Origin of the sequence: Anabaena sp. UHCC 0204, assembly GCF_009711975.1 — a bacterium.
In the GTDB taxonomy this organism is placed as follows: Bacteria; Cyanobacteriota; Cyanobacteriia; order Cyanobacteriales; family Nostocaceae; genus Dolichospermum.
Genome location: NZ_VIKW01000004.1, coordinates 229,974 through 242,648, shown reverse-complemented (window position 1 = coordinate 242,648; position 12,675 = coordinate 229,974). Strand labels below are relative to the sequence as shown.

General features: G+C 39.6%; 11 protein-coding genes. 2 read left to right on the top strand and 9 right to left on the bottom strand.

From position 1 onward, the window contains the following. Positions 1 to 38 precede the first annotated feature (38 nt). Positions 39 to 1,730 (bottom strand): dihydroxy-acid dehydratase, encoded by a 1,692-nt coding sequence (gene ilvD, locus FJR04_RS05350; protein ID WP_168492485.1) that lies wholly within the window; start codon positions 1,728 to 1,730, stop codon positions 39 to 41. Between the two features lie 118 nt (positions 1,731 to 1,848). Between ilvD and FJR04_RS05345 the strand changes: the two genes are divergently transcribed. Next, positions 1,849 to 2,730, top strand: a complete 882-nt coding sequence (locus tag FJR04_RS05345) for a LysR family transcriptional regulator (RefSeq protein WP_168492449.1) — start codon at positions 1,849 to 1,851, stop codon at positions 2,728 to 2,730. A 251-nt stretch (positions 2,731 to 2,981) separates the two neighbouring features. Here the strand turns inward: FJR04_RS05345 and FJR04_RS05340 are convergent, their stop codons facing one another. Continuing rightward, positions 2,982 to 3,752 (bottom strand): pentapeptide repeat-containing protein, encoded by a 771-nt coding sequence (locus tag FJR04_RS05340; RefSeq protein WP_168492448.1) that lies wholly within the window; start codon positions 3,750 to 3,752, stop codon positions 2,982 to 2,984. Positions 3,753 to 3,983: 231 nt separating this feature from the next. Beyond that, positions 3,984 to 4,304 carry a multidrug efflux SMR transporter gene (locus FJR04_RS05335; RefSeq protein ID WP_168492447.1) on the bottom strand — a complete coding sequence of 107 codons (321 nt, stop codon included), beginning with the start codon at positions 4,302 to 4,304 and terminating at the stop codon, positions 3,984 to 3,986. Between the two features lie 334 nt (positions 4,305 to 4,638). On the opposite strand from FJR04_RS05335, the gene FJR04_RS05330 reads away from it, so the two are divergent. Next, complete coding sequence (locus tag FJR04_RS05330; RefSeq protein WP_168492446.1) at positions 4,639 to 5,385, top strand: DsbA family protein; 747 nt, start codon at positions 4,639 to 4,641, stop codon at positions 5,383 to 5,385. 424 nt (positions 5,386 to 5,809) lie between these two features. On the opposite strand, the gene FJR04_RS05325 is transcribed toward FJR04_RS05330, so the two are convergent. The 6 genes from FJR04_RS05325 to ccsB form a co-directional block, all read right to left on the bottom strand. After that, on the bottom strand, positions 5,810 to 6,007 hold the full coding sequence (locus FJR04_RS05325) for an NblA/ycf18 family protein (RefSeq protein WP_168492445.1): 198 nt from the start codon (positions 6,005 to 6,007) through the stop codon (positions 5,810 to 5,812). A gap of 761 nt (positions 6,008 to 6,768) precedes the next feature. After that, a complete protein-coding gene (locus FJR04_RS05320; RefSeq protein ID WP_168492444.1) occupies positions 6,769 to 7,497 on the bottom strand; it encodes a Stp1/IreP family PP2C-type Ser/Thr phosphatase in 729 nt (242 codons plus the stop codon). Positions 7,498 to 7,514: 17 nt separating this feature from the next. Beyond that, positions 7,515 to 9,200, bottom strand: coding sequence for an AarF/ABC1/UbiB kinase family protein (locus FJR04_RS05315; RefSeq protein WP_168492483.1), 1,686 nt, complete (start codon positions 9,198 to 9,200; stop codon positions 7,515 to 7,517). 108 nt (positions 9,201 to 9,308) lie between these two features. Continuing rightward, on the bottom strand, positions 9,309 to 9,632 hold the full coding sequence (locus tag FJR04_RS05310; RefSeq protein WP_168492443.1) for a DUF6825 family protein: 324 nt from the start codon (positions 9,630 to 9,632) through the stop codon (positions 9,309 to 9,311). A gap of 496 nt (positions 9,633 to 10,128) precedes the next feature. Further along, positions 10,129 to 11,250, bottom strand: a complete 1,122-nt coding sequence (locus tag FJR04_RS05305; protein WP_168492442.1) for a ferrochelatase — start codon at positions 11,248 to 11,250, stop codon at positions 10,129 to 10,131. A 298-nt stretch (positions 11,251 to 11,548) separates the two neighbouring features. Next, positions 11,549 to 12,595, bottom strand: coding sequence for a c-type cytochrome biogenesis protein CcsB (gene ccsB, locus FJR04_RS05300; RefSeq protein ID WP_168492441.1), 1,047 nt, complete (start codon positions 12,593 to 12,595; stop codon positions 11,549 to 11,551). Positions 12,596 to 12,675: the final 80 nt, after the last annotated feature.

Here is a 12,675-nt window from a genome sequence, read left to right as displayed (position 1 = left end):
AAATACCCGACTTATTAAAAAAGTCAGGTATCTATTAATTAATTAGTAAACAAGTCCAAATCTGTAACTGCACCAACACTACTAGAAGATACTAATTTAGCATATTTTGCTAGTACGCCTTTCGTGTATCGGGGTGGAAGTGGTTGCCAATTGGCACGACGACTGGCTAATTCTGCATCTGATACATTAACTTGCAACAAACGAGCATTGGCATCAATGGTAATGCTATCACCTTCTTTGACTAAGGCGATATTTCCGCCTACGGCTGCTTCTGGGGCAACGTGGCCGACTACCATACCGTAAGTACCACCAGAAAAACGTCCGTCGGTAATTAATCCTACAGAGTCACCTAACCCAGCCCCAATAATGGCTGAGGTGGGGGCGAGCATTTCCCGCATACCGGGTCCGCCTTTTGGTCCTTCGTAACGGACGACAATCACATCACCGGCTGTGATTTTTCCGGCTAAGATGGCATCTAAACAGGATTCTTCAGATTCAAATACTCTGGCTGGTCCTGTAATTACAGGCTTTTTGACTCCGGTAATTTTGGCTACTGCCCCTTCTGTAGCGAGATTGCCTTTGAGAATAGCTAAGTGTCCCTGGGCATACATGGGATTATCCCAAGGACGAATTACATCTTGGTCTGTCCGTGGTTCTGCGGGGATATCTGCTAAGACTTCGGCGACGGTTTGCCCGGAAATTGTGAGACAATCATCATGTAGTAAATCATGAACTAACAACATTTTCATGACTTGGGGAATTCCACCAGCTTTGTGTAAGTCTGTGGCTACATATCTACCACTGGGTTTCAAATCACACAAAACGGGAACACGACCGCGAATGGTTTCAAAGTCGTCTATTGTTAAATCTACACCAGCGGCACGAGCGATCGCCAGAAAATGTAATACTGCATTAGTAGAACCACCCACAGCCATAATGACAGAAATGGCGTTTTCTATAGATTTGCGGGTGATGATTTGTCGGGGTAATATCTGCTTGCGAATGGCTTCAACGAGAACAAAGGCTGATTTTTCCGTGCTGTCGGCTTTTTCTGCGTCTTCTGCGGCCATTGTTGAGGAGTAGGGTAAACTCATACCCATAGCTTCAAATGCTGAAGACATGGTATTAGCTGTAAACATCCCTCCACAAGAACCTGCGCCGGGACAAGCACTGCGTTCTACTGCTAACAGTTCATTTTCGTCAATTTTGCCGGCACTGTATTGGCCAACGGCTTCAAAGGAACTAACAACAGTTAAGTCTTTACCGTCATAATGTCCAGGTTTGATTGTGCCACCGTAAACAAAGATAGCAGGGATATTCATCCTTGCCATGGCTAACATGGCCCCCGGCATATTTTTATCACAACCACCAATTGCCAATACACCGTCCATACTTTGTCCAGTACAGGCAGTTTCAATAGAATCAGCGATAACTTCCCGTGACACGAGGGAGTATTTCATCCCTTCTGTCCCCATAGAAATCCCGTCACTAATGGTGATTGTACCGAAAATTTGGGGCATTGCACCGGCGGTTTTTACAGCGGCTTCTGCCCTTTGTGCTAATTGATTAATCCCCATGTTACAAGGGGTAATGGTGCTGTAACCATTGGCTACACCAACAATGGCTTTATGGAAATCTGCATCTTGAAACCCCACAGCCCTCAGCATAGCCCGATTAGGCGATCGCTGCACCCCTTGTGTGATAGCTTTACTTTTTAAATTCTCTGGCATTATTTTTTCACTCATGATCATTACTCAATTAAATCTCTGTACGAATATGATATGTATACTTTTTTAATATGTCCAATATATATTTATTTAACATTAAGACTTATAAAATATAATAAAGATGGAACTACGACACCTGCGTTACTTTATCGCTGTAGCTGAGGAATTACATTTCAGTAAAGCCGCAGAAAAACTGCACATAGCTCAACCACCTCTCAGTCAACAAATCCAACAGTTAGAAGCAGAACTAGGAGTAAAACTTTTTGATCGCAAAACTAAGCGACAAGTACAGCTAACAGAAGCTGGTAAGGTATTTTTACAAGAGGCTTATCAACTACTGGTGCAACTAGAATCCGCAGTGACACTAACACAAAGAACTGGAAGAGGTGAAACAGGTAAACTGCGAATAGGATTTACGAGTTTGGTAATTTACGACCTATTACCCTTGATTTTGCGTAAATTTCGTGAGCAATTTCTAGAAGTAAAAATAGAATTACTAGAATTAACGACGAGTCAACAGGAAGAAGCACTGAGAGATTCCCTAATTCAAGTAGGTTTTGCTCATCCTCCTTTGGAAGATGACACACTATCTTATGAGTGTATTCACAAGGAGACTTTAGTTGTAGCTTTGTCGTCAACTCATTCATTAGCTCAAAAAGAATACGTCTCAGTTCGATCACTTCTAAATGAACCTTTAATCATGTTTCCCCGCTATTTAGCACCAGGACTTTATGATCGCATCATGAGCCTTTTTCACCAGGCAAATTTCAGCCCTAATATTACTCAGGAAGCAATTCAAATGCAAACAATTATTGGGTTAGTATCGGCTGGAATGGGTGTGGCCATTACACCATCTTCTATACAGAATCTGCAAAGGTCTGGCGTAGTTTATCGTCCAATACTCGAAGAAGTACCTTTAATAGAAACCGCTATTATCTGGCAGCAAAACAGTTTAACGCCTATTTTAGAGAATTTTTTAAAATGTACTCAAGAGTTTATTTAATAGTCATAACTCATTAGTAGATGGGCGTTAAAAATTGTCGTTGGGGCAAGGGAACACTTCGGCTTCGCTCAGTGCATCGCAGGGAACAGGGAACAGGAAGAGAGTTTTGGGCGATTTTACTTTTCTTCACATACCTTTCAATTTTTCTGTTCACCTACTTAATTAGGAATAGAGAAAAAGGAACAAGGAAAAGGCAAAATCTAAAAGATAAATAATTCTTGCCCAGTCCCCAGTCTCCAGTTCCCAATTTTCTAAAAAGGCAAAAACTGTAATAAAACTGAACCTAAACTCCCCACAAAATCCATAAAGCTGGGTTTACCCGCATTCACTGTTTCTGAATAAGGTGTTTTTAATTCTGTAATAAAAGCTTGCGCTGTTTTTAGTCCTTCAGCATTTTTTTCTTTTTCAAATAATTCTGCTGCCATTTGGGCATCTTGTAAGGCGCTTTTTCTGTCTAAACTTTGATAACTAGCAACACCACGGGCTAAATATGCTCCAGCATAATCTGGTTTGAGGGCGATCGCTTGACTAAAATAATCAATCGCTGGTTTAAGATTACCCTTTTCTGCGGCTGCTACACCCCAGGCATAAAAATCTTCAGATTTAGCAATTTGTGCAGGTATTCCTACCGCACCTTGAAAATTTGTCCCTGTAATATCCGCACCTTTTAATTCAGCATTCATTAAAAAGGTATTTCTTAAATCAGCACCTGTTAAATTTGCACCACTGAGTTTAGCCTCACTTAAGTTCACACCAAATAAACTCGCACCCCGTAAATCAGCACCCCGCAAGTCAGCACCAGCTAAATTTGCTCGACTTAGGTTCGCACCAGCCAAATTTGCACCGCTTAAATTTGCCCCTGATAAGTCAGCCATTACCAACCCAGCATTATTGAGAACACATTTTTGGCATTGTTTCGTTGCTAATAACTGTCTAATATCTTCATAATTTGCAGCTTGGACTGTATTTGATAAGCTGACTGTGAGTAAAAATACAGATGTAGCCAGAATTTTATTGTTCATAATAATCTGTTTTTTTATTAACCCAAGTTTCTAGTTTACTTTGGTATACTCAAAACGGTTAGAAACTGCACTTTTTTTGACCAAAAAATAACTTCTAAGCCTCTCCCCGTGAACGGGGAGAGGTTTGGAGAGGGGTTCAGTTTTAAGACGTTTGCAGTATAACAGGTAATTGGTAATGGGTGATTGGTAAAAATTCTTGCCTGTTCCCTATGCCCTTTTCCCTACTTCCTTTCACTCAGCTAAGTTTAAACCGATAATACCGATAATTATTAAAGACATAGAAATTATTTTGATCAGCGTCAAGGACTCATGAAACCAAATCACGCTAATCATGGCAATTATCAGTGTACCAACACCCGCCCAAATGGAATAAACTATACTCACGGGAATTGTTCTCAGAGATAGGGTTAAAAATGTTAAACAAAGTCCATAAAATACAAAGATGAAAATTGAAGGGATAAGTTTAGTAAATTCTGCTGACAGTTTCATGCAAGTTGTACCAGAAACTTCAAAAATAATTGCTGCAATTAAGTAAAGCCAACTTGTTAACATAACTGTGATCTCACTTCTCTGTAATTTGGATATTTACTGAACAATTTAGGTAAAACATCAGCAAATTCTCAATTTATATATTCAGAACTAGAGACGTTCCCATGGAAAGTCTCTATATGTAAACTTTAATTATCAAATATGTATAATAGGTGAAGAGAAAAAAAACAAAATATGTAACGAAAAGTAAAAACTCTCTTCCTGTTCCCTTGTCATAACGACAATTTTTAACGCCAACCTACTTATTAATTAAAGGCATTTTTACAGAAAATTAGGACAATTGCTGTTTGCTCCGCTACTTGATAAAATTATATTTTTAGTGTGATATCTTTGACAAATGCTCAAAACTTTTACTTATTTCCGAAATTTGGCAATTTTTAGCTTAATCTGCCTAATATTAAGCTGGTCAATCCCTGTGCAAGCTCAAACTAAAATAGATTCCCAACTAGAACAACAAGTTTTAGAAATTATCCGCAAAAACCCAGAAGTCATTATTGAATCTGTGGAAGCCTACCAGCAGCAACAGCAACAACAATTACAACAATCACGACAGGAATTTATTAATGATTTTCAAAAAAATCCCCAAGCTGTAATTGGTGATTCTCCCACTATTGGTGCAACTGAATTAAAAACTGTATTGATAGAATTCTCTGATTTTGAATGTCCTTATTGTGCCGAAGCACAGAAAAGTCTCAAAGATTTATTAGTGAAATATCCTAATCAATTCACCTTAGTTTATAAACATTTCCCACTTTATCAAATTCACTCACAAGCCTTACCCGCAGCTACCGCATCTTGGGCTGCATATCAGCAAGGTAAGTTTTGGGAATATCATGATGCCTTGTTTACAAACCAAAAGCAATTGGGTGAGAGTTTATATTTAGATACTGCTAAAAAACTAAATTTAAATCTCGTAAAATTTAATAGCGATCGCAAATTAGCCAATAATCCTATCCAAAAAGACCTACTACTAGCCAGAAAATTAGGATTAGGTGGAACACCTTCTTTTATTATGACTAGTCCGAACTTTGTTGGTCCTGTCAAATTGACAGAAATTGAAAATATATTACAGGGGAAACAATAATATCTGATAATTTGGCAATATTTTATACTACTTTTAGTGATATTGCCAACAAATCTGCATCTTTAGCTAGAGGTTGCACGTACTCCCTAAATGTTCTAATTGCAATAAGTGTAAGGAGTAGTCTTATGAGAGGTGAGGAGTATAACTTTTCACTTCTCAATTCCTAAATAAATAGGTGACAGGTTACAGGTTACAGGTGACAGATAATAGGTAATAGGTAATAGGTAATAGGTAATAGGGAGGAGAAGAGAAAAATGTTCTTTATTCTTAACTCCTGACTCTTTTTTAATTTTTAATTTTTAATTTTTAATTCCGCCCTGCGGTACTAGTAATCGAAGTTGACGCCCCAGCATCCCCAGCTTTTTTCCTTCTTGGAAACGAGCAAGAGAAGGAGGTCGCCCACTGCGACACAGGAAAGGATACTCTATGCCATAGCGGAACCTGAGTCTAGACCCCACTGCTGTTTAAGTAATTCTTGATAAGTGGCTTCACGTACAACCATTTGTTCATAAAGCTTAACTAAAAAGTCTTGGGCTTGTTCGTGGCTCATGTGTTGGACTTGTGTAGCAAAGGAGCAAATGCTAAATTGCTGTTCCAAGGACAGTTCAATTGGTTGATTCATGATGAACTCCAAAACAAACAACGTGTAATATCAACATCAACAACAGAATTGAGGGTTTAGGAGTGAACGATAAAACAAGTTTTAGCTTGTTTCGGTTTATTTACTCCCTTTATCTACAATCTGCTATAGAACATAAAAGAGACAAGGGTGATACTTTGGCTAAATTTTGTTTGACATTTGTTTCTCTATATTAAGAAAGATAACAAATGTTTGACAATTTGCCCATGTTTTTGAGGTTATTTTTTTTGAGTATATACTGCACTAAGTCTACTGATATACGAATCTAATCCGCTACGAGCGGGTTTATATACTAAATTGGGATAGTTTAGTCTTGGTGAAGATTCTTTGAATAGCAGTAGCTATGGTTTTTTTATTTAGGGGTCAGGAGTAAGAAATCAAGGGAACGACAAGTTTGATACTTGGCTTTTTATCTAGATTCTGTAATTTAGTAACCCTCTATTTGCTGTCTATTTAAGACATCTTACAAAGTGCAATATGTCAATGGTGGAAATTATAGAAATTTAACTCCTGTAGTAATTTCTGGAGATTAAAAATATTTTTATCAATTTATGAAAAGGAAAAATGCTCAAATTGAACAAATTCTTGAGTATATTTACAAAGAAGGGAACAGGGAACGGGGAACAGGGAACAGATAAGAAATATTTATTTGCACCAGTTTAAAGCATGGAGAGAAAAAAATTAAAATATACCTTTTTATAACCATCATAGAGACGTTCTCTAGAACGTCTCTACATTTTCGCTTAGGATTCTACAGATACTAGGACGACGGTAATATTATCATGTCCACCTTGTTCTTTTGCAGCTTCAATTAGGGCATGAGCAGCTTTTTCTAAAGAAGGCGCATCTTTAACGTAGCCAAAAATTTCTTGATTAACGAGTTCTTCTGTGAGTCCATCACTACACAAGAGTAGGCGATCGCCACTTTCTAAATCCAGTAGTTGAACTTCAATCTGATTGAGGTCTTCCCTACCTAAACAACTGGATAAAACATGGCGATAGGGATGAATTCTCGCTTCATCAGCACTAATATCACCCATTTTCATGGCTTTGGCAATCCATGTATGGTCTTCTGTAATTTGTTGTAATTGTGATTCCCGTAGACGGTAGAGGCGTGAATCGCCAACATGACCACAGACAGGAGATTCGGATGGACGAATCACTACTACTACGGCTGTTGTTCCCATATCAGCACGTTCAGGATGATTTTGCTGATCCTGAATAATAGCTTGATTGGCAGTAGATAAAGCTTGTTCTAAAAGTTTTGATGACGATTCCGAGGATTGCCAATTATTCTCTAAATAAAAACGAATTTCTTGGGTAGCAATGCGACTGGCTTCTTCTCCCCCTGCGTGACCTCCCATCCCATCAGCGACTATAAAGAATCGCCCTGTGGGGTCAATATAGTAGGAATCTTGATTATAAGCACGAATAAGTCCCGGATCTGTACAACCGGTAGAGTCAAGTTTCATAGATTTTTCGTGAACAATTAATACATCCGATCATAACGGTCGAGGCGTAAAAGCAACCGGATCAGTATGAACGAAACTGAGGCTGCAATTAGACCAATGAAGGCTGCTAACCACACATAATGGCTAACTAAAAGAATGGTGGCAGCGATTGTAAAACCACTGATGATAAGAGCATAGCTCATTCCCAGTTGAATATTACTTTGTCTCCGTAACAGGCGTTCAGTTTCTACGGAGCGAACTCGTAGACGGATATCCCCACGTTCGATTTTATCTAGGGTATCTTCTAATCTCCGAGGTAATCCTAAAGCAGTGCTACTGACTTGAACTGCTTGACGACTTAATTCATTCAAGAAGCTATTCCCCTCTGAACCACTATTATCTGTCATAAGCTGCATTGCATAAGGCTGGGCAACTTCCATAAAGTTAAATTCGGGATCTAGACCTTTACCAACTCCTTCTAGAGTGGAAAAGGCACGCATGACAAAAGTAAAAGTTGCTGGAAATCTAAATGGTTGATTGTAAGCCAGTTCATACAAATCTTCACTAATAGCTGCCACAGATTGGTTTTCAAAAGGCTTATCCATGAAGTTGTCCAGCATATACTGAACAGAACGGCGAACAGGTCCCATGTCATCAACAGGAGCGATTGCTCCTAAATCAATTAGGGATTTTACCACGCGATCGCCATCTTTTTGGGCGATCCCAAACAGCGTTTCCATTAGTCCTTCTCGGACATTAGATTTAATTGTTCCCATCATCCCGAAATCGTAGAAAATTAAAGCCCCGTCAGGACTAACTGCGAGATTTCCAGGATGAGGATCAGCGTGAAAAAAACCATTATTCAGAAGTTGATGTAAATATGCTTGAGCGCCATAGCGAGCGATCGCCTTTCTATCCACACCCGCAGCTTCTAAAGCATCATATTGACTAACCTTAATCCCCGGCATATACTCCAAGGTGATCACCCTAGAAGTGGCATAACGCCAATAAACTCTCGGCACTTTCACCCAGTCATAGGTGCGAAAATTACGGCGAAAAGTATCAGCATTGCGTCCTTCATTTAGATAATCAATCTCTTCCCAAAGAATGCGACAACATTCTTCATATATACCCATCCAATCCCTTCCTCGTCCCCATTTAGGATGATTTTGGAAATAACGAGCAATCCCCTTAAGAATGTCTAAATCAATCTCAAATAGCTTTTTGAGTCCAGGACGTTGAACTTTCACAACTACCGACTCACCCGAATGTAACACAGCCTTATGAACTTGCCCCAAACTAGCCGCAGCTAAAGGAATAGGTTCAAAACTGTGAAATAGTTGAAAAATTGTTTTCCCTAATTCCTGTTCAATAATTCCTTCAACTTGTTCATAACTAAATGCTGGGACTCTATCTTGTAACTTAGACAGTTCCTCTACATATTCACTAGGAAAAATATCAGCACGAGTAGAAAACAATTGGCCAACTTTAATAAAAGTCGGACCCAAATCCAAAAATGTATTTCTAACCCAGATTGCTTGGGCTTTGCGTCTAGCCGATTGTTTAACTTCGGTTACACCGCCAGGGTAACTCCAAGCTTTGTTATAGCGCCATATCTTGAACATCAAGGTCAAGACAAAAGACCAAATATCCACAAAGCGGCGTTTGCTAGAGTATTTTTCCCGATTCCAACGGTATGCTTTGTCTGAGTAACCTTGTTCCATATTTTTCTTATACCGTCGGGTTGTCACGGAGTCATCTGATTGAAGGCAGGTAGAAGGGACAGGGAGCAGGGAGAATATTTATCTTACCCATTACCCATTACCCATTACCTATTTTGCAGTATTGCGATATTTCTGCAATTCAGTTCTTAATAGAGCAATTTCTGCCCTTAATTCGTCAATTTCGGTTTGTAAGTCTACTGAATCTCCACCGGTTGAACTATTACCTGTGGTTGTTCCAGTTGCAGACGATTCTGCTGCCCGATTAGCTCGTGCAATCACTTCTTCTGTAAACTGGCGTAGTTGCTCTTTAGCCTCAGCATCAAATTTACCCAGTTCACTCAAAGCGTCAGTCAAGGCGACTTCCACACGCTCATTAATCACTTCAGCTACTGCTCTGCCTACAAAAAAGGCTTGCACAAGGGGATTACTCATAAATTTTTGTAAAGTTGCTCCGCAAAAAAATTATAACCTGCATTCAGGTTCTAGTGTTGACAATCATTCAGGAGTTTGTCAGTATTGGCTGGATTTTTAATTTGTATAATTTAAATAGAGTAATTTAGCTTGGGTTAAGAAATCGCTCAAACCAACATAATATTTAATAATATTACCGTAGGGGCGCAGGGCCTGCGCCCAGTCAGAAGTCGTAAGGGCGAAGCATTTGGTGTAAGGGCGTATCCCTGACCGTGCTGGAAGCGTCAGCATTCGGTGTAAGGGCGAAGCATTCGGAAAATGAACTTGGGAAAAAACCGATAATTAATCGCCCGAATGCTTCGCCCCTACTGGGGAAAAACCGAGAATTTGTCGCCCGAATGCTTCGCCCCTACTTGGACAAAATCGCATTGCTCCCAAACAGCAGTAGAGACATTCCATGGAAGTCTCTACTACAAATCTACAAAAATTCTAAAAGATGATCAAATTCAGGACATTTTTAATGATGGTGATGGTGGTGAGCAATAGTTGATTGTGAATTAACAGCCATTCCTTCTGTTTCCATCAACTCGGCAATATGTGCATTTGCCCAATTAGCAGCCATCGCTAAAAATTCTGGATTATCATTAACACAAGCCATTTGTAAATAATCTACATCTGGATGTTGTTTTTCTAAATCATGAATAATGTGATGAACATCTAGCAAAGTTTCATGATTTTCTGTAGCAAAACCAATGGGCATAAATAGCAACGCCTTCGCACCCAATTGAATCAAGTTTTGAGCAGCTACTGTAGCATTTGGTTGTGTCCATTCAATTAATGGAGTGTCATGGTTCAACCAACCCACAGAAATTAACGGGTAATTGTTAATTAACTTATTTCTAACTAACTCATACATTGCTTGACTTTCATCAATCCCAGAGGTAAAGCCTTTCGCTTTGTGGGGACAACCATGATTCATCAAGATAATCCCAATTTGCGAAGGTAAATAACCTGTAGCTAAATCGGTATGGATTTTTTCTTCTACTAAATGCGCCATTAAATCAATATATTCTGGTTCATTGTAGAACGAAGGAATATATCTTTGGGCTTTTACCCAATGTTCATCACCGTCTGCTAATTCTACAAGTGCATTATTCACTTGTTCAATAGCAATACCACTGGTAAATATGGAATCAACAACCAATAATGGATAAATCAGAAGTTTGCTAAAGCCTTGATTTTTAATTTCGGCTAAAACTTGGTTTGGTAAAAAAGGAGCGCAAAAGTTAAAAGCTTTGAAAACTTGAACACCATTACCCCATTTATGTTGTAATTCATGTTCAATACCCGCTCTTTGTCTTTCAAAGATGGCATTATGTGGGGAGATAAAATCGTGATGTGTGTGTCCCCATTCATGTCGATCAAATATTGCTAAAAGCTTTGCTAAAGGGGGATAAATCCAAGTAGGAACAGGAGCGAATTTAGCAGTCAGTAAATTTAAAGCTTGTTCGTTATAGTTAGCAAAATCTTCGTAGCTTTCGACTTCGCCATATCCCATAAGCAACACGGCTACACGGTCTTGACTGGGTAGATGCTCGTGGGTATGGGTAGCGTGCAGTTTTTCCGGGGTTGCAACCACAATGAGTTCCTCAAGATAACCAAAATCAGGAGAGAACCCTAGAAAGTCCCTAGATTATTTCTCTCACTTCGTAGTATGGTATCCTATCCCCCCGGATAGGATAAATATAAACATAAAAATATACATCTGAGGTGTTAAACGGTCTTTTTTACCAGAAGGGAGCGGGAGTATCAAGTTCCCAGTCCTTCTGTAAGGGCGAAGCATTCGGTGTAAGGGCGAAGCATTCGGAAAATAAACTTGGGAAAAAACCGATAATTTATCATCCGAATGCTTCGCCCCTACTATCAACAACCCCTAATTAGAAAAACCAACCGTAAGAATGTAAACCCTTACCCAAAAGATTTACACCTAAATAACAAATCCAAACCACAACAAAACCAGTTGCGGCTAGAATTGCTGGTTTTCGCCCTTGCCAACCGCGAGTTATTCTAGAATGCAGATAAGCAGCGAATACTAACCAAGTAATTAACGCCCAAGTTTCTTTAGGGTCCCAACTCCAATAAGAACCCCAGGCTTCATTCGCCCAAACTCCACCGGCAATAATCCCAATAGTGAGCAGGGGAAATCCCAAACCGATGATGCGATAGCTGATATTATCAAGGGTTTCAGCCAAATTGAGACGTTGGGGCGAAAGGGTTTCCGTAGCTACTAAAGTGGGGGTTTCCGTGACATTGATTAAATCTAAAACCGCAGTCCCATTACCATTGTTATTACTTCCCCCACGAGAAAAGCCGTTAGTTTCCGCAGCAGGTGAAGGTGTAACTAATTCTCCGGCTTTGAGTAACTTATAACCATTATTACGATAGCCACCTGTACCCACAGAACTACCTTGTAATTGGATATTTTGGCCGCGAGTAACGATTAAAAAGGCGATCGCTAACAATGCACCTACCATCAAAGCGGAATAGCTCAACATCATGACACTGACGTGCATCATCAGCCAATTCGATTTTAATGCAGGAACTAAAGGCTCTGAAACCTGCATTGTTGATGGCAAGGTGAGAGTAGCAAAAGCAACAATTCCCATGGCTACAGGAGAAGTCACAACTCCCACCAAGCGACTACGACTGTTATTTTCAGCAATTAAATGTACAGCCGTAATTCCCCAAGTTAAGAAAAATAACGACTCATAGAGATTGCTGAGGGGAAAATAACCAGCTTCTATCCATCTTGCTCCTAAGAGAGTGGCGATACACAAATTAGCGATCGCCATTCCAGCCGTCCCCAAAGCCGCTGTTACTGATAAACTTGGAAAGGCTGCCCCCACCCAATACACCAACATAGTGCAGAATAAGACAGCAAAGGAGGCATTATCTAGCCAGTTCTGGAGTACAACCAGATTCATAAACACTTCTCTCCAGTGGATGCTTGAAAATATCAATTCCGATTACTTTGATCCTATCTGCTTTTGGTAATTGGGAAGAG